The organism is Sphingobacterium sp. UGAL515B_05, from assembly GCF_033097525.1.
In the GTDB taxonomy this organism is placed as follows: domain Bacteria; phylum Bacteroidota; class Bacteroidia; order Sphingobacteriales; family Sphingobacteriaceae; genus Sphingobacterium.
Map to the genome: position 1 here is coordinate 5,595,124 of NZ_CP109907.1, position 23,887 is coordinate 5,619,010.

The window sequence follows — 23,887 nt, forward strand, 5'->3', positions numbered from 1 at the left end:
GATTTTTTCTGACTGCAGCTATTTCTTCTTTAACGGAGAGCCAAAAATCCTCTTGGGTGATCGTGATTTAACTCGAATAAATTAAACTAATATAAACCTCAATCCGATTTTCTATGAAAATTACGTTAACATTGACCCTGATCATGTTTGTACAAGTCCTATTTGGACAGAAGTCTTTAACGCCTCAATGGCAGTCGGACACCACACTAAGATCTCCAGAGTCCGTTTGGGTAGATGCCAAAAACAAAGTACTCTATGTTTCAAATACGATTGCTTTCGAACCTAACACTACAGCATTCATCAGTAAACTGAATATGGACGGAAAATTTATCAAACGAGATTGGGTTACAGGACTCAATGCCGTCTTGGGCATAGGAATCCACAAAAACCGGCTCTATGCGGCTGAAGCATTCTCTAAATCAATTGCCGTCATCGATACGGATAAAGCAAGTATCATCAAAAGAATTACCATTGATGGCACTGAGCTACTCAACGACATTACCGTTGACTCAAAGGGTATCGTTTATGTAAGTGATACGCGACTTGGAAAAGTCTATCGCATTGAAAACGACTCTCCTATGCTGTATGCAGAAAATCTCAAAGGTGCAAACGGGTTACTGGCAGTCGGAAAAGACTTGTATGTGCTATCGGATGGCGCACTTGTTAAGATAGATCAAGATAAGAAAACTACCGTAATTTCAAAAGGTATGGAAGGCGGTCTAGATGGCATCGTGCAGATTAAACCCAATGAATTTATAGTTTCCGGTTGGCAAGGACTTATTTATCATGTTAAAACTGACGGTTCTAATTCAGTATTACTTGACACACGGGACAAAAAAATAAACGCTGCCGATATCGGCTACGACAAATCTTCAGGTATGCTTTATGTGCCTACCGTCAGGAGTAACAGCGTGCAGGCTTACAAACTGGACTAAGTGATAATTATGAGCGTTAAAAATTAACGAAACAAGAAAACTTCTGGTGGTATTTTTTGAATAAAAGCCCAGATTTAGTTAATTTAAAACATAAATTAATGGCCCCATAAGCAGATGAAGCTTTCCACGTTTACACCTTATACCAAGTCATTTAGAAAGGCTTTTTTGATTATTCCTTTTTTCGTTGTGATTGATGTATTTTGCGAAATTGTACAACCTCGTCTGATGTCTATCATAGTCGACGACGGAATCTTGCATAAAGATATCAACTACATTTTGAAAATTGGATTGGCCATGATCGGATTAGCCATCGTTGCTATCGTTGCCAATTTGTGCAACATCTATTACTCTGCACATGCGTCTGTGGGTTTTGCCACGAATCTCCGGACTGCCCTATTTCGAAAAATACAATCTTTTGCTTTTGCGGATACCGATTACTTCACTTCAGCGTCGCTTACAACACGGCTCACCAACGACACCAATATAATGCAGCAAGTCATGATGATGTGCCTACGTATGCTCCTAAGGGCACCCCTGATGATGGTTTTTGCCATTATTTTTGCGATTTCTATTAATAAGGATCTGTCCATTGTGATGGCCATTGCATTGCCTGTATTGGCCTTAAGTATTTTCATTTTATTACGTAAAGGGCTCCCCTTTTTTATCAAGATGCAGCAGGCGGTTGATCGTGTCAATAGTGTTGTGCAGGAAAATCTGCTCAATGTGCGGGTGGTAAAAGCTTTTGTACGACAGGATTTTGAGAAAAAGAAATTTGACAAAGTAAATTTCGATCTGATGAATGTTGCCACCAAAGCTTCCAGCATCGTTGTCCTTATCATGCCCGTCATGCAATTGGTGATGGGCTTGTCGCTTGTTGCCGTAACCTGGTTTGGTGGCCAGAAAGTAATGACTGGAACGCTCGCGCTGGGTGGACTGATGTCATTTCTAAGTTATATCACGCAGATCCTAATATCTCTGATGCTCCTTTCATTGACATTCATGATGATTTCAAGGGCAATCGCTTCTGGCGATAGAATTGAAGAAGTTTTAGAGAAACAACCCTCCTTAACGGATACTGCGGAAGGCCTCCAAAATAGAAACGCCATCACCGCGGGACGGATCGCATTTAAGCAAGTCACTTTCCGTTATAACTTACAAAGTGAAAAACCCAACCTTGACAATATTAGTTTCGAAGTAAAGCCTGCGACTACTTTAGCAATCATAGGTGGCACAGGTTCGGGAAAGAGCACTTTGGTACAATTAATTCCACGACTATATGATGTGTCTGAAGGTGCCGTTTTAGTAGATGGCATCGATGTCAGAAATTATCAACTACAGGAACTTCGCAGCCAGATTGCTATTGTGTTGCAGCAGAACCAACTTTTTTCAGGAACTATTTTAGAAAATCTCAAATGGGGAAATGAGCAGGCAACAGAAGAGGATATTTATGCCGCTGCCGAGATTGCTTGTGCAGACGATTTTATACGCTCCTTTCCCAGCGGCTATCAGACACTTCTGGGACAAGGAGGCGTCAATGTTTCAGGAGGACAAAAACAACGCATATGTATTGCCAGGGCTTTATTGAAGAAACCTAAAATCTTGATTATGGACGACAGTACAAGTGCTGTGGATATCGATACCGATCGAAAAATACGTGAAGGTTTAAAAAATTATCTGCAGAACACCACACTATTGATTATCGCACAGCGTATTTCGAGCGTCATGCATGCCGACCAAATATTGGTCATGGAAGAAGGCCGCATTGTCGGTGCCGGATCACACGATGTACTTCTGCAAACAAATACCAGCTATCAGGAAATTTATCAATCCCAACACCTGCAAAAAGAAGAAGCCTAATGAGTACCTCAAACAAATCCATCCCCGTGAGTTTACCAGGCCCCGGTAATTCTAGACGCATTAAAAATGAGAAGCCCCAGCAAGGATTTAAGGCTTTATTGCGATTGATGCGCTACCTTTCTTCACAACGGCTGATGCTCCTGCTAATTTTAATTTCACTCTTATTGGGAACTGCAGGAATACTGGCAGGCAACTACCTTTTACGGCCTGCGATCAACAATTATGTCCTCAAAAAAGATCTTGTTGGTCTAGGACATATTGCTCTAGTCATGATCGGAATTTATATCGCTACAGGAATTTTCAACATGTTGCAATACCGCCTAACCATAAAAGTTGCACAGAAAACGATTTCTAACATCCGAAATGATCTGTTCGACCGCATGCAATACCTCCCTTTGCAATTTTACGATACCCATCAGCATGGCGATCTGATGAGTCGTTTCACCAATGACATGGATACAGTAAGCGACGCCCTAAATAATAGTATTACACAGCTTTTAATCAGCTCAATTACGTTGGTGGGGACACTTGCCCTCATGGTGTATATTAGCCCTATCCTATCGATTATTGCATTGATCATGATTCCGCTGATGTTATATCTGGCGAAATTGATCATCAACAAAAGCAAGCGTTTTTTTGCCGCCAACCAAGCTGCACTTGGCAATGCGAATGGCTATGTGGAGGAAATGATCAGCGGACAAAAGGTAGTGAAGGTTTTTGGCCACGAAAACGCCGCCATCGAACAGTTTGAGCAGCTTAATCAAGTACTGCGGGAAAAAGCAACAAAGGCTCAGTTTTATTCTGGAATGATGATGCCTTTGATGGCGAATATGAGCACCATTAACTACGCGCTGACTACCATCGCAGGTGGTATTCTAGTGATCACACGTGGATTCGATTTAGGGGGATTAACTGCATTTTTACAGTATGCACGGCAATTTGGCCGGCCTGTAAATGAGATTTCCAGCCAGTACAACAGCTTACAGGCAGCTCTTGCGGGCGCAGAACGTATTTTCGCCGTTATTGACGCTGCTCCCGAAAGTGAAACGATAGATCCGCTACCAATGCCGGCCCCAATTCATGGTCAAGTAACACTATCGCATGTAAATTTTGGATATGTACCCGAAAAACAGGTTTTATTTGATATCGACCTTGACGTAAAACCAGGACAAAAGATCGCTTTCGTGGGTGAGACCGGTGCCGGCAAGTCGACAATTATCAATTTGCTACCTCGCTTCTACCCTTTGCTATCCGGGAATATTCTTTTAGACAAGACATCGATTTTTAAGTTGGATCGTAATGAACTACGTAAAAAATTGTCTATTGTATTTCAGGACACCCATTTGTTTACCGATACGGTTATGGAAAACATCCGTTATGGCAGGTTAACCGCAACGGATGATGAAGTGATAGCGGCAGCAAAGCTTGCTGCCGCAGATAGCTTTATCATGCAATTGCCTCAAGGGTATAAAACCCAATTGACCAATGACGGGGCTAATCTGAGTCAGGGACAGCGACAGCTAATTAACATCGCCCGGGCAACAGTGGCCAATACGCCAATTTTAATATTGGATGAAGCGACCAGCTCGATCGATACACGAACTGAAATCGCTATTCAGGAAGGAATTGACCGATTGATGCAAAACAAAACCAGCTTCGTCATAGCACACAGACTCTCCACCATTAGGAACGCCGACGTCATCTGTCTGATCGAAAAGGGAGCAATTGCAGAATTCGGTTCACATGCAGAACTTCTAAAACAACAAGGAAAATACTATCGTTTGTATATGGGACAATTTGATTAAGCATATCTTTTAAATGATTATGTCATTACCCGCCGATTCAAAAGCGACCACGAAGAAGTTTAAGGTTTTTGGATAGCATCAATTTCGGCTCGAAGCAGCCCATCCTGGTCCTTTCGAATACACAATACCTATCCCCTGTATTTCCCTTTTAGTCTGGGATAATATTTCCGATCCCCAAAAAAATAGTGAATAGCCCAATGACTTCTCTTTTTGCAAGATAGAATGTCTCGCTTAATCTAAATTTACGTCTATTTTGACATCAAGCTCCTTACTGGTCGCCTTTAGAACATGATCAACCCAAATACATAACATAGGCTGTTTTCCAAATTTGTTTTCATCCCAGTCTTCTTTCCAAACAATGTCGATCGTTTTCCCATGATAAGTTAAATTGCCGAGGTAAAAATAATCCATCTTGCCCGCAGGTATTAACGGCTGAATTTGGAAGCCGTTGCTGTGCATCCCTTTAAACCCAATGAGATCTGCTATGATCATGTCTGGATAGGTTGAATGAAAATAATCTTGCTGTCCACCAAATTGCCCACCTTCACTTGGTATATACCATTCACCGATATTTGGGTGCGCATAATCGTGCAGTCGTGTAAGCTTCATAATTTGTTCATAGAGGGTCTCTTTGTCCTGTGCAGTGATTTGATTCTTATAATTTCTTAAATAGTTACTGTATGCCTTATAGACAACCGAGTTTTGAAAAGGCCATCCTCTGCCGTTCCAGGCATAAGCCTGCTCATTATAATAGGGATGTTGTCTTTCTGCCGTGGTCATTCCTTTATGGTTATTGAAACCTTTTTCAGAAGTAAACATCGCCCAGGCTACTTCATACTTTTTATTGTCCTCAGCCGGTATCATATTGAAATACCAGGGGGTATACCCCACGGATTCCCCCACCCGAGCTTCGTAATCCCGAACACCATAAGCATTATCACCGGCTGTAAAGGTATTGAAAAAACCGTCTTCTGAGTTCCAAAGCGTCCGGAGAAATTTTTGCTGTATTTCCTGTGCCCTCGCCTTATAATGGGCCTCTTTCCTCTTATTCTCACTTGTTGGATTTTGTTGTTCTTCCAATCGATAGAGGTTATACAAAGCGTTAGTATTTCCAAACGAATAACTTCCAACGGAAGGGCGAACCAAATAAAAATCGGGGTAGCCTTTGGTAAATGCCAATGGAAAGTTTTTCGCCGCCTTCGTTTTCGCGGCCTCGTCTGTTGTTTCCCAGCCTAAGTAAAGATCTCTCCATGTGCTATCGGTATAAATATCATAAGGCCCATTACTTTCTATTAAGCCAAGTACCGCCGAAAGACTAAACTCCATGCCATCGTACAGATCCAGAACTTTATACATACCGTCTGTCTTCGCTTTGGCATTTTTTACAGTGAAGAGACTATCCAAAAGGTGCTGATGGGTCTCCATCGCCGGAAGCATCTTTTGCGTCCAGGTCTTATCTGGATGGATTTTTAAAAATGACTCAATACCATCGACCATCCAACTCGAAAAATGAACACTTTCTGGCCTGCTCAGATGGGTTAAAAAATTACCATTTTCTCGCTGATTTAATTTGGAAGCTGATCCAAGCATAAAATATTCGGCATAAGATTGAAGATATTTGGGATCGCGAAGCCAGCGTACATCATAAAACTGATGCGCGGTTGGACAAGTAATAGCCCCACTCAAAGATCCCCAGGCCGGATAGCCAAAAAACTCCGTAATAACCCAATAATTCTTTAAATCATGTGGATCGTAGTAATCTCGAAGATGCTTGCTTATCATCCACCAGCGGTAATTATACACACGACTTAAAGTGTCGTTGGAACTCTCAAAATAGGGTATGTTGTTGACTAAAAATTCCTGATTGTTGGATTCGTTAAATGGACCATCCGATTTTGGCCGTTCCTTGTAAGAATTAAATTCTTCTATATTGTCCACCAAATTATTTTTAGCAGCTTCTTTTAAACGATTAAGCTCGTGAAGATATATCAATTCCTGATTACTCTCAAGTCCTCGATTAATCGAACACGAAAAAAGAACACATAGAAACAAAAATGCTGTGCAGCTTAAAACAATAGACTTTAGAAAAACGGAATGATGTTGTCTTTTCATGTGCTAATATTAGATAGAAATATTTCATAATTCATTTGCTATAGCTTAAAGAATACGCTTTAACGTAAATACCAAAGAATCAATACGAAGCTCATCGGCTTCCATTACGGTAATTCTCTAAAATAGCCTAAGCAATTTTTGGAAAAGTTAAACACATGATCCGATAACGACTATAACAAATAACGGCTAATCAACAGAATATTTATGAAAATTCAACATTGTAAAACAAATCCGTATAAAATTGATACAATGTATCATATATAAACCTATTTTGGCCTATATTCCTCTGTCGACGATGAATCGGAATCTTAGTGAACTGGTTTTCCGATAGCATCATTTCCAATAACTCATTTTAATAAACCACAACCTAATATTGCCCAGAAGATCCTGAAAATGGATAATTTCCCATTTTCACATAAAAAAGTATGTTTTTCATATTTTTTCTACTGCTATTCTAGGCTAAATTTGCCCTATAAGTAAACTTGACTCAAGAGAAGTAATTGCTAAAATGAATGGAGATGCCTATCTCATCATTTTAAACTTCCTAATTGATTCAATAAGAATACTGTAAAAAATCCTACAATACTACAATGAAAAACATTTTGTGGAACGACCAAGTCGTTCCACATTTTTTTGACTAACCGGTTATTTCCCAACGTTTGCCCCAATTTCCACTGTGGCTTCTTTATCTCCCCGTTAAAAAAACATTTACATCACCACAACCTCCATCAATTCCTGAGACTAAAATGATCACATCTGCTATTTGTTTCAATAGAGATTAGCTCGAACAAAGGAATTGATAGGGATTATTCAAATATCCTCGTCATCAGATAAATATCATTTCTCTATCAGTGAAAAGAATAGGCTGTTTAAGCTTCCACTAATAAATAATTTAAAATGGGACAACTGCCAAAGGTAGAAGTCTTGAATCCGAGATACCGGCAATCCGATGCCCAATAATCTTCATATACGCTGGGTTTTGTTCAAACGAAAAAAAATCGGACACACTTTTCTGTTTAATCAGCATACAGATATCCCACTGTTCCTGATCGGGGCCGATCAGAAACCGTTCACCTTGCCCAACAAAAAGTAGCTCACCGCCGCTTTCTTCCACATAAGGCTTTGCTAGCTGTATATAATTCATAAAAGCTTCGTATCCCGAGATTTCTTTGATCGGTGCAATCTCCGGAAAATTAGTATAGTCCGCGATTTTCCTTAGCCGAATTAAATTGAGATTTACAATGGGACCTTGGATATTTTTCAATGCCAGGTTCCTTCCGGCTTCATAATTGGGATACAAATATGTCTTTCTTGTCATATCAATAAGTACTTGTTGTTTCACTCACTTTATTCTTCAACTCCGTTGCGGCGTGAAGTACGACTTTTTTATAATCAATGATTTTGTCGTTTTCAAATGGAATAATAACTGCATTTTCAAACAGGAAATTTCCTTCACCCAATCGGTTCCAATCTGCCTGTAAACTTTTTTTGTCAAATTGCCCCATGTTTAACATAAATCTGATTCTATTGGAAAGAGCCGTTAAATTCATGCTATCGGCGATATATATTTTATTTTCAGCATTATTGTAAATTGTTAAAACTCCCATTAATGGTTTACTCTCCAGGAATTCTGCTTTCAATTGTTTTTTGTCTATTTTGTTCATGTGTTTTAAAATTATAAATTTCCTCACGCTACCTCCAGCATCTCTTTATTACCCTTTTACAAGAAGCTCAATCTTTTTCATAGGAGAAATCATTCATGTAATCCCTGAGGCCTTTAGCCCCGTAGGCTCTGCTGGATCAATTCACCATAGCCAGTTACTGGGAGCCTGACTTAAAATATGTACTGTAGGATCATAAAGTCTGTAAGGTTCAGTCCATGTAAGCTCAATCCATCAAACTTTTTGGTGATGATAGATTGAACTTTTATAATGTTCAGCATCGTACTAATTGCGGTCATATTATTATATTTGCAAAATACTTGACTATTCAAGCATTTTGCAAATATAATAATTTCCTATAAACAATTTATAGAGAACCAAAATATTCAGTCGATTCAATGATTATATCCTAATAAAGGCGCCAAAATAAAGATACAAAACTCTCCTACTGTTTCCATTTCCTCCATTAGAAAAGGGAATTACTAGAAAACTACACCTGGGTGTAGCACTGATTGACATAATCTATAATATTTTTGGACAAATTCTAATCAATAAAAAGCAAAAGCCAACGATCTACATAACAGGACAAAGATAGAATCCTAAAATATTAGCAAATTTATTACCTATAGCATAGTATAAACATGACAAATTGCAAAAACTGTGGGACTGATATAACATTGAATTTCTGTCCAAAATGTGGACAGCCAGCGGTCCTTAAAAGAATTGATGCACATTATATCGTTCACGAAATAGAACATGTCCTTCATTTCGAGCGCGGAATATTGTACACGATTCGTGAATTGATCACCACTCCTGGAAAAAATGTACGAAAGTATATTGCTGAAAATCGAAGCCGATTAGTAAAACCCATTATTTTTATCATCATCACTTCATTGATATATTCTATTGTAAGTCATATTTTCCATGTTGAAGATAAATATGTAAGTTATTACGAATCCCAACATTCAACAACGGGTTCGATATATCTCTGGATCCAAAGCCATTATGGATATGTCAATATCATCATAGGATTGTTTATCGCTTTCTGGGCGAAGCTATTTTTTAAAAAATATGGTTTTAATCTTTTTGAAATTGTTATCCTATTGTGTTTTATTTTGGGAATGACGATGTTGATCTACACCGTTTTTGCAATAATTGAGGGTGTAACCCATATGAGCGTTATGGTACAGGCGAGCATTGTCGCTATGTTATATAGCGTATGGGCTATTGGGCAATTTTTCGATCCCTACAAAATACCGAGTTATTTAAAGGCACTCGCAATTTATATTTTAGGATATGTATCATTTACCGTAGCAATCTTTATTATCGGTCTATCAATTGACTTAATTTTAATGAAAAGATAGTTTATGCACTCAATTTCCTTCCTTATTAAACCTTGTTAAAAAGCAGATGGGTAAGTTTACACGATAAACTTACCCATTATGCTGCTAGTTCCTGTTAGAGATTATTTCTCAGATATCCCTGAAAGTTGTCTTGAAACTGAAGGCCGGTCCCCAGTCTATATTTACTTAATTTATTATTGAGGGTAAGCCCCCATAATACGAATTCGGTCAGAAAGTGGAGATCTTCAGACTTCGTTTCCGGTTGGTATTGCTGAATTAACGCATGAATAGGCGTCACTTGATCCAAAACCTGCTCATACGCTAAATCGTCGAGTTCATCAGATAATTCGATCCCCTCTGATTCTGAAAACCAACGAACAATATCATGGTAGGGATAACGCTCGTTTTCTCTTTCCAGTTTCTCAATTTTTGGGAATAAAATCGGAAAAAGGTTTTTAATCGCGTTTTCTATCAGCTGCACTGCGACGATATCCGCTCCTTCCTGTTCGCCTTCATAAACGAGCTCAACTTTACCTGTTATCGCGGGCACAATACCCATAAAATCACTCAGCCGCACTGCTGTTGCTTGCGCACCACTTCTGAGCATGCGCAATTCAGCGGTACTTAATAAGTTTTGAAATGCGGTAATACTCATACGCGCACTCACGCCACTCTTTTCATCAACATATTCACTATTTCGTGCTTCAAAACTTATCTGCTCAATCAATTCCCTAGCCAGCTCAGGGACGTATATCTGCTCTTTTTGGGCCGCTTCTAAGTTCGCCTCCTGCGCAGTAATCGCCTTTGCTATCTCAACCGATGCAGGGTAATGTGTGAGTATCTGCGATCCAATGCGATCTTTCAGCGGCGTCACAATACTTCCTCTATTGGTATAATCCTCCGGATTCGCAGTAAATATAAATTGTACATCTAACGGTAAGCGTAACTTAAAACCACGGATCTGAATATCGCCCTCTTGCAATATATTGAAGAGAGCTACTTGGATTCTAGCTTGAAGATCAGGCAGCTCGTTAATGACAAATATGGAACGGTTTGCCCTTGGAATCATACCAAAATGAATCACACGATCGTCTGCATAGCTCAGTTTTAAATTTGCGGCTTTGATGGGATCTACATCACCGATCAAATCAGCGACCGTCACATCTGGTGTGGCCAGCTTCTCTGCAAAACGATCACCTCGACCAAGCCAGCTTATCGGTGTATCGTCGCCTTTCTCCTTCAGAAGTTCTAGCGCATAACGCGATATGGGGTTAAACGGATCATCATTAATCTCTGAGCCCTGAACCACAGGCACATATTCATCCAATAAGTTGACCATGAGCCTAGCCAAACGTGTTTTCGCCTGACCGCGAAGGCCCAAGAAATTAATGTTGTGTTTGGAGAGAATTGCTCTTTCAAGTTCTGGAATAACGGTATCTTCATAACCATGTACTCCATTGAACACGGTTTCGCCCGCCTTTATTTTTGTAATCAGATTCTGACGCAATTCTTCTTTTATTGTTTTAGGTTTATAACCCGAAGTTTTTAATGCACCAAATGTTGTAATCTTCGTGTAATCCATATATTCTTATCGTATTCTTTTTTTTCGATTTTCTTCGTAATCCTCAAAAATCATTTCGCCTAGATCCCCAAGTCCCGTGTAATAAGCCTTCCCTTGATTTGAAGCTGTAAACTCGTCGACAAATTGCTGTAGATAAGGATCCGAAGCAATCATAAAGGTTGTAATTGGTATTCCCAGCTTTCGGGCTTGCGCCGCCATACTATAGCACTTGCTAGTGATAAAAAGATCCAAGCCCATAGGATTTTTATAATAAGTACCGTCCGGCATATTTAAACAGCTCGGTTTCCCATCGGTTATCATAAATATTTGCTTATTCGCATGCCGTTTTCGCCTTAGTAAGTCCATCGCTAGCTTTAAGCCTGCGACCGTATTGGTATGAAATGGTCCAACTTGCAAATAAGGCAGGTCTTTTATCGCAATAGGCCATGCATCGTTTCCGAAGACAATAACGTCAAGTGAATCTTTCGGATATCGGGTCAAAATAAGTTCCGATAAAGCCATCGCTACTTTTTTTGCAGGAGTGATCCGATCCTCCCCGTATAAAATCATACTATGGCTGATATCGATCATCAACACTGTACTCATCTGCGACTTAAACTGTGTATCTTCTACGACGAGATCATTTTCTGATAAGGCAAACTCGCCTATCCCATGATTGATCTGTGCGTTTTTCAAGCTCTCTGTCAAAACTATTTTCTCCAGGCCATCTCCGTACTGATAATTTCTGAAATCGCCCATATTTTCGTCACTCCGTCCCTGGTGATTGGTTTTATGATTGCCTGATTTCCCTTTCCTCATTTTCCCAAAAATTTGGTCCAAGGCATGCTGACGCAAGGCTTTCTCCAGCTTTGAGGTAATATCTACTCCACCTTCACCACCAAACTCCACTTTTTCTCGGATATAACCTTTATCCTTCAGATCCGCAATAAAATCATCTATCGTATAGGCTGGAGTCGTCAGTTTGAACTCTTTATCCAATTGCCTAAGCCAGTCAATGGCTTCATCAAAATCACCTGAGGTATGGGTAATCAGTTCTTTGAAAATGTCAAATAATTTATCAAAAGGCGTTTGAAACGGCGCTTCATATTGTTTGAAGATAAAACCTTTATTTCGTTTCGTGCTTTTCATGCATTCCTTTTATTAGTATGACGAAGCTATCCAAATAGTGTATCGGATGCTTCATAGTATGAATTTACGAAATAATAATTTTTGTGAGCACCTTATGTCCATTTAACTTTAAAAACTGGCTATAGTATGACGCACGAGCGACAACTTCCACTGAGGAATTAGTTTCAGGCCTTTACGCTCTCCAGTCAAAAGCCGCAAAGAATTGGTATTCCTTGCGGCTTTTTGATCCGGTTATTCTAAATACAAGAGAATTATGCCTGAAATAAGTACCGGGTTAATAAAGCAGTTCCAACGTTGGCTTATTGGCGGTTGCTTCCCTGCTACTAAAAGACATATCATTTGTAGAAGAAGCCGCAGCTGTATTTAAAAATAGAAAGGATACTTTACGATCAGTACCAGTAAGCAATCTGTTAATGGCCGAGGTGACGTCGATGGTCTGTAAACCTATCCCTGAAACAGAAATCTTACCGACAAGTACCGTATCCATCGGTGCATTGTTCCAATTAATGCTATTTTCTAACCATGATGTCGTGGAGGTCGTATAAATATTAATAGTCCGTTGTGGTGCTGTATTCACTCCTGCAACATACATTTTTAATTTTGCCGAACTCACTTTAGGTTTAGTAATCATCGCAATATCAAATTTAGCGTATGCTTTACGCGCGTAAGATGTAGCGTCGGATTTGATGACAAGATCAGCTGTAGTTCCATAATTTGTACCCGCATAGGTACCGTTACGGACATAGGCATCGGCAAGAGAACTTCCCGCATTGGCTACAACAACATGCTGAAACGCTCCAACATCTGGATTACCCAACGGCAGCGCATTTCCAGCAAAATCCTCGCCCCCATTGTTACTTATAAATACACCAGCATTAAGGGCAGCCGAACCGGAACCGACATCATAACCTTTTGCAGCGTCAAGGCCGTTTCCACCAATTGGATTGACAAATACCGGATCTTCATAGAAATTGTTGTTCCGCACGGTAGTTCCCCAGTTCAATGATGTAAATGTACTTGACGGAAATAAACAATTATTGTTAAACTTCAATCCGTTATCGGCCTGGGTAGACAGACTACTAATGGTCGAGGTCGTGTAAAAAATATTATTTGAAAATGTTGCATAAGGCTTTCCTGAACTCACGCCATTCATGACGTTAAACAGGCTGGCGGTCGGATTTTTGATAAAGAATACATTATTATAAATCTCACGGGAATCGTATGTTGTTTTTTCGATCAAAAAGAGCTTCTTTAACCTTGTTGTACCGATATCGTTGACAGAAATGTTGTAGCGGACTTTAATATTCTTAGACTGGTTCATAAAAAGCATAAATCCACCGTTATTATCATGCGAATAATTGTATTCGAAGATATCTCCATCGGTTACTGAATTGGTATCATAGCCATCGGCATCGAACGCGACTCCATCGTTGGCCCCTCCGCCTGTCATACCGTAAACCTCATTATAAGCCACCAGCGTATTCAAGCTGCCAATTGTCCAAATACCGGCATAATTTTCAGAGCCTGTGTTCATACATGCCTTATACACCGTATTGTGTGTAATTTTACTTCCTCCCGTCACGCCTGACATAACGATACCGTCGCCGTAGATATATTCAATCAAATTGTTATCGATAATAATATCTTTTGATCTTGCCGCCATAGCCCTATCGCCAGTGGTCCTTATCCCTTCAACGGAACAATTGGCGACATGACAACTTTGTACCAAAGCCCCATATATTTTACCGTCTAAGATAATCCCGCCAGAACTTTTGTTATAATTGGTCTGTCCATCGATAGCACCATTGACGTCATGGACATAACAATTTCTAATGGAGACATTGCTGATTGCTGTTCCTGCAGAACTGCCTCCAATCACGCGGATCCCCGTGGCGGCATAACTTGTCCCGCTTGCGATGGTATTCGTCAGTTCGAGGTTATTTACTTCAAAATAGGATACTTTATTAAGGTATAGCGCATTTGATCCATTCCTCTTTCCACCGCCGTTGATAATCGGACGAACATCACCGCCATATTTATCTATGATAATGGGAGCTTCAGCCGTTCCCGAATTTTTCATATGCAAAGTGTCATTCCATACACCTCCGCTCTTGAATAAGATACGGTCGCCGGGGCCAAAAACCGAGGCATTAATTTTGGCCAATGTTCTCCATGCTGTAGTTGTGCTCATTCCTGTGCTATCATCGTTTCCGCTGGGATCTATGTAGTAAGTATTGCCCACACTTGCCAGATTCGCCTTCGCTTTTATTTTTAGCGATGTCGGAGAATCTAGTTGAACGGATTTTTGGCAGCTCAGTAGCCCAATGACTCCAATAGAAACCGCCGTCATAAATTTTCTCATAATGTTGTTTTTTGTTTTATAATTTGTTATAATTTTTACAGACGTATTCTAATTCCGACGAATACGAATTTTATAATTTGATTAATAACATTAAATTATAAATAACCCATCAACCAAAAGGGGTAAAATCACAAATAAAGAGGGGTAAAATTTTAAAGACAGATCAAAATCTATCGAAAATAAATTGTCGGATCTTTTTATGTCAACCTACATCGATATAAAAGAAAATTTAATACTTTTAGTGAACAGCTACAGCTTTTATGGACAATAAAAAATTAATGGAAATAGATCAATATATTGATACACTTTCAGACACTGAGCAACAAATAATTCGTCAATTTCGGAAAGCAATATCAGAAAATGACAATACCGTTTCGGAAAACTTTGGAAAATTCATGTCAAACCCAAATGCAATCAGCTTTAGTGAACAAGGCGTATTTAAATACGGGTTAACAGTCGCGAAGAATTATATTTCATTCCATTCCTTGGTCATCTATACTAACCCCGAATTAATGGAAGAACTAAAATTAAAAATACCAAAGGCCAAGTTTCAAAAAGGCTGTATTAATTTCAAAACTTTGGATGAATTTCCCGCCTCAGTATTAGCAGAACATATTCAGGTTTCATCCAAAATAGATTTTAGCCCCATGATAAATCGTTATTTGAAAAAGAAATAAGTACCAGGTCGATTCCCAGAATTTTATTTATTCACTTTTACGCGCAACAATAGAATAGACCATCGGAATCTTATTTCCCAAATGGGCTATTCTGAATTTTTTAGGATCTAGCTCTGTCATGTGTTTAAAAATAGGATAAGGTGAATAGTCAAATTCGTTCAGGTCTTGAATGTTCAGCCCATTATGAAGTAAAGCACCAACGACCTCACTCATACTATGATTCCAGGTGACATAGGACTGCGAAATAGCGGCATCTTTATCGGCATAGGTTCCCTGCTCTGTCTCAACAATTGGAGCAATATTAAAATAATTATAACCAATTTTATCAAAATTGTCATCGAACATCCAAACAACTGGATGAAACTCGACAAAAATAAACTTCCCTTTCGGTTTCAAGAAACGTGAAATTATTTTCGCCCATTTATCTAAATCAGGTAACCAAGTAATCGTTCCGTAACTTGTAAAGACTAGATCAAATTGTTCATCAAGATGACTCTCAAGCTCATATAGATCACAACAGATAAACTGCACATCAGCATGCGTATCTTTCGCAATTTCGCGCGCACTTTCTATAGCCTTGTCAGATAGGTCAACACCAGTAACTTTTGCGCCAAGTCTACTCAAAGAAATTGTATCCTGTCCGAAATGACATTGTAAGTGTAATATTTTTTTCCCACTGATATCACCCAATAATGCTAACTCAATTGAATTCAGCGAAGTCTCCCCTTTTAAAAATCCTGTTAGATTGTAAAAATCTGATTTTAAATGCGTATCCGTTCTGTTATTCCACGAGTGTTTGTTTATTGCGATGTAATTCTCTTCCGGGTTCAAATCGTTCATTTTGTTTTTTAATTAAGCGGTTAATTAGCTACTAAATTACAATAAAAATTAATTTCTATCGGATTCATCCTTTCCTCAATCTAAAAATATGTGTTTTAAGAAATAAAGCTTGGTGAAAATTATCATAAAGGTTGTCTATATTTAAATCGATTATCAAATACGTTCAAGTTTAAAAGGATGAGGCAAGAACAAAGCCTATTTATATGAAGAAAAGAGATGACGATAAAAATATATAGACCAGAGAGCTTACTCCTAAAAAAATATATTGAATGCTTCTATATACTTGAGAAAACTGACGCAGAAAAAGCGACGGCATATTTTACATTTCCGAGTATTTACACCATTGTGACGATAAGTGAGCAGACCCAAACGATGGTAAGCCCAAACAAGGTGATTACGAAGCATTGTCCATCCAATTCGATAGAAACAAACCTTGTATGCAATTTTAATGAACCTGTTTTAGTGAGTTACGAGGGGAAAATAAATGAAATAACCACTTACTTCAAACCTCTTGGGATAAATGCTTTTATACCCAATGATTTAAGCGATTATAACAGCGGAACATTTCCCGATTTTAACCCACACCTGGATTATAAAGATGCTATGAGATCCATCCTGTCCATAGATGACCAGGACGAGCGGATCAAGGCATTAGAACACTATTGGATATCAAAATTTTGGCCATTTGAAAATGCGTTGCTCGAAAACATAATGACCGAAATGTTAGATACACGCAACGTCAATCAATCGATGTCAGAATTTTCGCTAAAAACAAGAAGATCGAGAACAACCATAAATAAGCAATTTGATCAACATCTCTGTAAAACACCCTCTCAATTCAAAAAAATCATCAGATTTAGAGCTGCAATTCAAAGCCACCTCGAAGATAGCAGCAAAATAGGTCTGTCTTATAACCTGGATTATTTCGATCAATCCCACATGATTAGAGATTTTAAAAAATTAACAGGATTTACGCCAAAAGTTTTCTTTTCCAAAATAGCTAATCTCGAACGGAGCCAGATAAAATGGATTTTTATTTAGCAGGTTTACAAAAATACAATCACACTATTTTATTAAACAGTAACATTGCTCCATAATTATTTATACAATACGTTATGAAGCTTTTAATCCTACTTATGCTTTGCCCAGTTTTTCTTGTAGCCCAAGAAAAAACATCAGCTAAGCTTGCAGCCTATATGCAGGCACAAGCTGATGTAAATAATTTCAGTGGAACAGTTCTTGTCATGAAAAATGGCGCTATTTTATTAAAAAAAGCCTATGGTTTGGCAGATTATGAATGGAATATAAAAAACACGTTAGATACTAAATTCCAGTTGGCATCGGTCACAAAACAATTTACCGCAGCCGCGATTTTACAGCTCGTCGACAATGGGCGGTTATCCCTAAATGATAAACTCAGTAAATTTTTCCCCGATTATCCGAAAGCCGATAGCATCAGCATCCACATGTTGTTGTCACACAGCCCCGGACTTGCTATGGGTTTCAAAGAAATCGCGTTAAGTAGCATAAGTCGCGATTCTGCTTATGCAGCCATCAAGAAAATTCCTTTCGAATTCTCACCGGGAACAAATAGCGCCTATAGTAATATCGGTTATTATTTGTTAGCAAAGATTATTGAAAAAGTCTCCGGTGAGCATTACGCTACTTTTTTAAAGAAAAATATATTTGATAAAGCTGGGATGAAGAACACCGGAGTTAGTAACAATGAATCCATCGTGACGAAAAAAGCAAAAGTATATTATCATAATGACCAAGGTTTTATCCATAACCCCTATATCAACTGGGAGATTAACCAAGGTCACGACGGTATTTATTCAACCGTTGAAGATCTAGCCATTTGGGACCAAGCTCTTTATGGAACATCGATCCTATCAGCGGCGATGAAGAAAAAAATGTTTACACCATATAACTCCGAAAATTGGGGCTATGGATTCATTATCAATCCATTTTATAATCACGGACATTATTTGATTGCACATGACGGCGGATTCTTTGGGACAATGACTTCTTTTAATCGATTTACTGACGACAAACTCTTTGTCACTGTCCTTTCTAATAACGGCTCAGCCTCCCATATCATAGGTTACGGCCTTTCAGCAATTGCCTTTGGTAAAGAAGTGGAAATCCCCTACAAACATCATCGCGCCAAAATAGATACAACCATATACAATAACTATGTGGGTGAGTATGGAAAAATACGAATATTAAAAATTGGTGGCAAACTCTATTATAATGATGCGGATATTGAACTCATTCCCGAGTCTAAAACAAAATTTTTCAGAGCAGACGACAACGACAGAACGATCGAGTTTGTTGAAGACAAAACAGATGGCTACAATTCCAATATTTTAACAAAAGGTGGAGTTAAGGAAGTTTTCCCACGATCCAATAGAAATGAATGAAACGCTATGCATGCTGCTGGAATAACGATTTTAATTTATTATTTGAAACCTTAAAGAAAAAAGTTAAATTACACCTATATCGGTCCAGCGTTAGATCGGATATAGCGTATACTAAATTATAAGATATTGCAACAGATAGATCAGGAACCGAAGAAAGCCAAAAAGAAACTGTTATCGAAGTCTTTTATATTATGCCTAATCTTTATGACGGCATATCTCATCAGTTTTTTCGTTTTTGATCTAAGCAGCAGTGAAAAGTTGAGTTATATTATTTTTTCACCTTTTGTTTGTGTACTGAGCTGGATATTTTTTCATTTCTTTTTGCTGGTAAAGGATACACGCAATTTGAAGTACTACTTACTGGGATGTGCCCTGATCGCATGCACTATTATTTATACAAATGGTATTTTTGATATCGATATTAGGCTTCAAAACTTTTTACACTCCTCAAAACTGCCAAATGAATACAGCAAATATGATGACATCAATAAGCTAAAAAACCAGTTTGGGAAACATGAAATCATACTCTTCAAGGCAAGTGACCACCCTATAGATCAGTTTTTGACTAAAAACAATGAATTAATCATTCATTGTTTAACCGGTGCAACCGACACTGACAGTCCATCAACAGTTATTCATACATTCTATAAACTGGATAAAGATGGCGATCAGATTGATGAATACTCCTTTAAGCAGGATAAGGATGACGATTCAGAAATTTTATTTGAGGGGTATTTGATCAACGTTTCCAAACATTACTTTCGCAGCTGGCCATTGAACGGAGATACTACAAAAAAAACAATTGAAGTATTCAACGCAAATCTCAACTGGCCCGCAGATCAACAAGGCCAAAAACTAAATGATATTGAAAGTAAAGCCATTTATCTGCTGTCAGAGAAAATCTATCATTCCGATCAAAGCAATTCGAAAAGCTATACGAAGCGAACTTATTTTATAGACGATAACTGGTATGTATTCTACGAAAACATATCGGATGATAATAATTTAGTCCCACAAAGCTCATCTAAGGGCCGTACCGTAAATGATCTTTTTGGTCACTGGGATAAGAATGAATGGGTAACGAATACTACTCCCCCTAACATTAGATCAGTTTATTATCAGAAAATCAAACGTGTTCGCAATAGACATGACGTCAAAACGGGGAAATATGAAAAAGGAGACCTTTGGCAAGGCTGCCTATTCTCACAGCTTATTGTCGAAAATGACACCTTAAGATTTAAAGACAGCTTATACCTGGACGAAAAATGGCATTGGTCTCAAGTCGACATCAACAATAAAAACATCGGCACACTAACCTTTGAGAATACCGACCAATTTAATGCATATGGCTTTTATGCAAATCCAGCTTTAAATTATCAACTTTTCACCAACCAACGCAACAAACTTTATTTAATTACAAAGAAGTGATTTGTAGCTTGGTGCCGCTAAATTTCGGCAAACATGAAGCGTTCAAAATACAAACCTACTTTTCGCTGTCCAAAATAATGACTATATTAGAACAAATCGCTTTTTTGTGAAAATATATCCAATTTAACAGCCATTGGATCCTAGTTAAAAATTAAATTCTGGAATAGTAGGAAATAAATCATATGAACAAAAGGTATTTTTTCTATATTATCATCGTTATCAGCTTGTTCACTTCGTGTGGCCTTATCCATAATCTTCCCGATTCGGCTTCCCCCAATACCGGCGTAGATCCTAACCTGTGGTACTCATTTGTGGATCAAAATGGTAATTTCTACCCCGACAATTGGAAGAAAAACTATGGCATTCCTTCCAATAAAGCGGCCCGAGATCCCTATTCGCTTATGAAAATTGCCACCGATAGAGGTGACCGTGAACAATTACTCGCTTTTGAACGCAGTAACATGCTACGTCTGTCAAAACGTATTGCTCCAAAAAAACGTGTGTTCATTTTAGTCCATGGCTTTAATGCTGATGAAGAATCTGTTGTAAAACAATATAAATATATTTCCGATCATATCGTTACAAACCCTAAAAACGATGAAATCATTCGATTTTATTGGGATGGTCTACGATCTACCTCCCCTTTTCGTTCCGCCAAAAACTGGTTTTCAGCGGCCTCTTTTAGCCAGATGGCCGGTGAATTTGGATTAAGACGTATACTGAACAATATGGCCGATAAGGATGTCTTCATCATATCACATAGTCGTGGAGCATCTGTGGTTATGAGCGCTATTTCAAATCCTGAATACAATAGCTCATTTTCAGCACAAGCAAAAGACGTTCACAATGTTGATATCGAGCGGGCAAAGCCATTGTTAGAAAACAAAAATAGAATTACCTGCATTATGTTGGCTCCAGCGATAGGACTTTCCGAGTTTCAATATACGGATACGGTAAGTAATACAAAAAAATTTGTAAATCTCAGCTCACAAGTCAAGAAAATACACATCACTATCAACGGAACGGACAAGATGTTGAAGAAGTTTTTTGGATTCTTATCGAACAAACTTAATCCAACTGATCTTGGATACAAAGAGGAAAGTTATAACGCCCTTAAGAAAAATTACAGCATCTTTTCTATGACTGATTTCACAGGAATGTCAAGCCATGATTTTAGTCGTTATATCCGAGACCCCAAATTCAAACAGATGCTTCGGGAAGAATCAATCCAAGTGCAATAAGATGTTTACTCGCTAATTAAGTCAACAAGCTATGAATCGAAACTATTCTCTCAAAACGGCCATGGTTACTTACAGAAACGGGTAAGTGTGTGCCGCTATCTTTCACAATGATGCTTGGTATCCCCTGAGCATCTTTAACAATTTCACCTTTTTCGATTTCTACAATATTGCCTAAATGAACTAATTCGCCAACTGCGATGGTATGTATAAAATCAGGGCAAACAATAGTCTTAGTGTAATACCTCTTCCCTTCGCAGATGACTTCTCCCCTTGCGCTGCAAGAAGACCGTTCAATAACTGAACATAGCAATCTTTTAGGCATATATTTCCGAATTCCTGTCTGTCTATTCCATATTTTATAGGCAGCCTCTTTCATGCTCCATAAGAGCCAAACAACAATTTCGGGATCAGGACTGTTCACAATCAACAGTTGTTCATGCTCATTAAATAGCTTAGAAACAAAGCCTCTACGTCTCCAACTACTATCTTTTCTGGACTGAACCAGGTCGATAACGTCATTACCAATCATTTTTCTTGTAACTTGCTTTCGATTATTTCGACTGCAGCTCCGACATTAAGCATACGCTCCATATCGGAATTTTCAATAACGATCCCAAATTGATCTTCGATATCCAGGACAATATCAACCAAATTTGCTGAATTGATTTGTAGATCACGCATAAAATCAGTCTTTTCTGTAAGCTGTCCAAATGCTTCTTCGTTTGTTGTGTAAGGTGCTATAATTGGCTTTAAAGCACCGATCAATTCTTCTCTGTTCATAGGTTTAGTTATCAAATTTTTTAAATATTAAACAGGCATTTACATCCCCAAATCCGAAACTCGCTTTGGCTATAATATAAGGTTTGACATCAACTTGATGTAATGGTATTCTTGATGGATCTATCATTGCTGTAATCTCAGGATGTAAATCAGTACAATTACTGTTTCCAAATACAAATCCATGATATAACTGCAAAACTGTGGCCACGCATTCTATGCTACCTGCCGCACTGAGACAATGCCCAGTCATTCCTTTTAGCGAGTTTATCAATGGAAAATCTTTCCCTTTACGCCCAAGGGCCTCAGTCCAGTTTTCTATTTCAAAAGCATCTTTGGCCGTTGCCGTTAAATGACCGTTTATGGCATCGACATCCCATCCGGAGACGCCCGAATTTTTTAGGGCTTCCGCAATACATCGGCGTACAGCATCAGCATTTGGAGCTGTCATACTGCCCGTTCCACGTTGCCCTCCAGAATTTACTTGACCGCCCAATAACTCGCCATATATCATGGCCTTGCGTTCTAAGGCACTTTCCAAATCTTCCAGTAGTAGGGCTCCAGCTCCGCTACCCGGTACGAATCCTGCGGCTGTTGCACTCATTGGGCGAGAACCTTCCGCAGGGCGGTCATTATATTGCGAGCTACAGACACGAAGTGCATCAAAACCGCCCCAAATATAAGGCCCACTATCTCCAGTACTACCTGCTAGCATGCGCTTTGCTCTTCCGGACCTAATCCGGTCATAGGCCATTAGAATTGCTTCGGTCCCGGTAGCACAGGCAGAGGAATTGGTGGTGACCTGATTTCCGAGCCCTAATTTCCCACCTAAATATGCACTGACACCACTATTCATCGTTTGGGCAACGACTGTACTGCCTAGCCTACGTGTTTGCAGCTCATCAATTTTATAGATACTCTCCCGAAACTTATCGATACCTGAGGTGCCTGAACCAAAGACTGTTCCACTATCCCAATCGGGGAGCGAATTTAAGGCAATAGGAAAACCTGCATTTGTCCAAGCCTCCATTCCAGCTATGACACCGTATAATATGCCTGTACTGTTAAAACCTCTAAGCTCAAGTTCCGTGAAACATTGTCTTTTGAGATCATCCGATACTTGTGGCATTCCAGCAATCTGACAGGAAAACTGTAATTTTTCCAACTGCACATCATGTCTAACACCGGAGACACCCTCTTTTAGCGCCTGTGTAAAGGCCGGTACGCCCACTCCATTGGGTGCAACGACCCCTAATCCTGTAATAACAACTCTCTTCATAGCTCCTCGGTAATCATACCTGCCAATATTCCTTTACAAACTTCCTGTCCAGCTTCATTTTTCATCGTAACCGCACATTTTAACTTTCCAAACCTAAAATATATTTTTTTTGAAATTACCGTCACTTTTTCCTTTGGAAACACGGGTTTTAAAAATTGTATTTCAGTAGAAGTCAATGCAATAGAAGAGCCCTGTATAAAGTCTTTATTGAGCAGAAAAATTCCCAAACAAGCTAAACCTATTTGGGCCATTGTTTCGATCAGAATAACTCCTGGAGTGATCGCTTTTTCATTAAAATGACCCCTATAAAAATCCAGATTTTCATCAAAGGTATAGGTACCTACAACACCTTCCGCATCGACGTGAATCAATGCGTCGACAAATAAAAACGGGGCACTGTAAGGCAATTTGGCTAATATAGAATTCAGATCCATCAT

20 protein-coding genes are annotated in these 23,887 nt (G+C 38.9%); 9 read left to right on the top strand and 11 right to left on the bottom strand.

What is annotated here, in order from left to right:
- The first annotated feature begins 113 nt into the window (after positions 1-113).
- The 3 genes from OK025_RS23465 to OK025_RS23475 all read left to right on the top strand — a co-directional run bounded on the left by OK025_RS23465 (position 114) and on the right by OK025_RS23475 (position 4,597).
- A complete protein-coding gene (locus OK025_RS23465; RefSeq protein ID WP_317667170.1) occupies positions 114-935 on the top strand; it encodes an ATP-binding protein in 822 nt (273 codons plus the stop codon).
- 114 nt (positions 936-1,049) lie between these two features.
- The gene (locus OK025_RS23470; protein WP_317667171.1) at positions 1,050-2,792 is read left to right on the top strand and encodes an ABC transporter ATP-binding protein; all 1,743 of its coding nucleotides are present in this window, start codon (positions 1,050-1,052) and stop codon (positions 2,790-2,792) included.
- Positions 2,792-4,597, top strand: coding sequence for an ABC transporter ATP-binding protein (locus tag OK025_RS23475; RefSeq protein WP_317667172.1), 1,806 nt, complete (start codon positions 2,792-2,794; stop codon positions 4,595-4,597). The genes OK025_RS23470 and OK025_RS23475 overlap by 1 nt, the downstream gene beginning before the upstream one ends.
- Before the next feature lie 231 nt (positions 4,598-4,828).
- Here the strand turns inward: OK025_RS23475 and OK025_RS23480 are convergent, their stop codons facing one another.
- The 3 genes from OK025_RS23480 to OK025_RS23490 form a co-directional block, all read right to left on the bottom strand.
- Entirely contained in the window at positions 4,829-6,709 is a 1,881-nt protein-coding gene (locus tag OK025_RS23480) for an MGH1-like glycoside hydrolase domain-containing protein (RefSeq protein WP_317667173.1), read from the bottom strand.
- An 892-nt stretch (positions 6,710-7,601) separates the two neighbouring features.
- Positions 7,602-8,027 carry a hypothetical protein gene (locus OK025_RS23485; RefSeq protein WP_317667174.1) on the bottom strand — a complete coding sequence of 142 codons (426 nt, stop codon included), beginning with the start codon at positions 8,025-8,027 and terminating at the stop codon, positions 7,602-7,604.
- A gap of 1 nt (position 8,028) precedes the next feature.
- On the bottom strand, positions 8,029-8,373 hold the full coding sequence (locus OK025_RS23490; protein ID WP_317667175.1) for a GIY-YIG nuclease family protein: 345 nt from the start codon (positions 8,371-8,373) through the stop codon (positions 8,029-8,031).
- 638 nt (positions 8,374-9,011) lie between these two features.
- On the opposite strand from OK025_RS23490, the gene OK025_RS23495 reads away from it, so the two are divergent.
- Complete coding sequence (locus OK025_RS23495; protein WP_317667176.1) at positions 9,012-9,734, top strand: DUF3667 domain-containing protein; 723 nt, start codon at positions 9,012-9,014, stop codon at positions 9,732-9,734.
- Between the two features lie 94 nt (positions 9,735-9,828).
- On the opposite strand, the gene OK025_RS23500 is transcribed toward OK025_RS23495, so the two are convergent.
- The 3 genes from OK025_RS23500 to OK025_RS23510 form a co-directional block, all read right to left on the bottom strand.
- Positions 9,829-11,295 carry a sigma 54-interacting transcriptional regulator gene (locus tag OK025_RS23500; RefSeq protein WP_317667177.1) on the bottom strand — a complete coding sequence of 489 codons (1,467 nt, stop codon included), beginning with the start codon at positions 11,293-11,295 and terminating at the stop codon, positions 9,829-9,831.
- Between the two features lie 6 nt (positions 11,296-11,301).
- Positions 11,302-12,423, bottom strand: coding sequence for a vWA domain-containing protein (locus OK025_RS23505; RefSeq protein ID WP_317667178.1), 1,122 nt, complete (start codon positions 12,421-12,423; stop codon positions 11,302-11,304).
- 274 nt (positions 12,424-12,697) lie between these two features.
- The gene (locus OK025_RS23510; protein ID WP_317667179.1) at positions 12,698-14,785 is read right to left on the bottom strand and encodes a DNRLRE domain-containing protein; all 2,088 of its coding nucleotides are present in this window, start codon (positions 14,783-14,785) and stop codon (positions 12,698-12,700) included.
- A gap of 260 nt (positions 14,786-15,045) precedes the next feature.
- Between OK025_RS23510 and OK025_RS23515 the strand changes: the two genes are divergently transcribed.
- Positions 15,046-15,462 (top strand): hypothetical protein, encoded by a 417-nt coding sequence (locus OK025_RS23515; protein WP_317667180.1) that lies wholly within the window; start codon positions 15,046-15,048, stop codon positions 15,460-15,462.
- Positions 15,463-15,489: 27 nt separating this feature from the next.
- On the opposite strand, the gene OK025_RS23520 is transcribed toward OK025_RS23515, so the two are convergent.
- Positions 15,490-16,302 carry a class I SAM-dependent methyltransferase gene (locus tag OK025_RS23520; protein ID WP_317667181.1) on the bottom strand — a complete coding sequence of 271 codons (813 nt, stop codon included), beginning with the start codon at positions 16,300-16,302 and terminating at the stop codon, positions 15,490-15,492.
- Between the two features lie 216 nt (positions 16,303-16,518).
- Here OK025_RS23520 and OK025_RS23525 point away from each other — a divergent pair, with 216 nt between their 5' ends.
- The 4 genes from OK025_RS23525 (at position 16,519) to OK025_RS23540 (ending at position 21,394) form a co-directional block, all read left to right on the top strand.
- Positions 16,519-17,343 carry an AraC family transcriptional regulator gene (locus OK025_RS23525; RefSeq protein ID WP_317667182.1) on the top strand — a complete coding sequence of 275 codons (825 nt, stop codon included), beginning with the start codon at positions 16,519-16,521 and terminating at the stop codon, positions 17,341-17,343.
- A 74-nt stretch (positions 17,344-17,417) separates the two neighbouring features.
- Positions 17,418-18,725: a serine hydrolase domain-containing protein gene (locus OK025_RS23530; protein ID WP_317667183.1), complete on the top strand. Its 1,308-nt coding sequence runs from the start codon at positions 17,418-17,420 to the stop codon at positions 18,723-18,725.
- Positions 18,726-18,929: 204 nt separating this feature from the next.
- Positions 18,930-20,153, top strand: coding sequence for a hypothetical protein (locus tag OK025_RS23535; protein WP_317667184.1), 1,224 nt, complete (start codon positions 18,930-18,932; stop codon positions 20,151-20,153).
- A 182-nt stretch (positions 20,154-20,335) separates the two neighbouring features.
- Positions 20,336-21,394 (top strand): alpha/beta hydrolase, encoded by a 1,059-nt coding sequence (locus OK025_RS23540; protein WP_317667185.1) that lies wholly within the window; start codon positions 20,336-20,338, stop codon positions 21,392-21,394.
- A 16-nt stretch (positions 21,395-21,410) separates the two neighbouring features.
- Here OK025_RS23540 and OK025_RS23545 read toward each other — a convergent pair whose 3' ends face one another.
- The 4 genes from OK025_RS23545 to OK025_RS23560 are packed head-to-tail and all read right to left on the bottom strand — an operon-like array spanning position 21,411 to position 23,887.
- Entirely contained in the window at positions 21,411-21,923 is a 513-nt protein-coding gene (locus tag OK025_RS23545) for a 4'-phosphopantetheinyl transferase superfamily protein (RefSeq protein WP_317667187.1), read from the bottom strand.
- A complete protein-coding gene (locus tag OK025_RS23550; RefSeq protein WP_182981180.1) occupies positions 21,920-22,174 on the bottom strand; it encodes an acyl carrier protein in 255 nt (84 codons plus the stop codon). Before OK025_RS23550 ends, OK025_RS23545 begins: the two co-directional genes overlap by 4 nt.
- Positions 22,175-22,178: 4 nt before the next feature.
- Entirely contained in the window at positions 22,179-23,450 is a 1,272-nt protein-coding gene (locus OK025_RS23555; protein ID WP_317667190.1) for a beta-ketoacyl-[acyl-carrier-protein] synthase family protein, read from the bottom strand.
- Positions 23,447-23,887 carry a 3-hydroxyacyl-ACP dehydratase FabZ family protein gene (locus tag OK025_RS23560; RefSeq protein WP_317667192.1) on the bottom strand — a complete coding sequence of 147 codons (441 nt, stop codon included), beginning with the start codon at positions 23,885-23,887 and terminating at the stop codon, positions 23,447-23,449. Before OK025_RS23560 ends, OK025_RS23555 begins: the two co-directional genes overlap by 4 nt.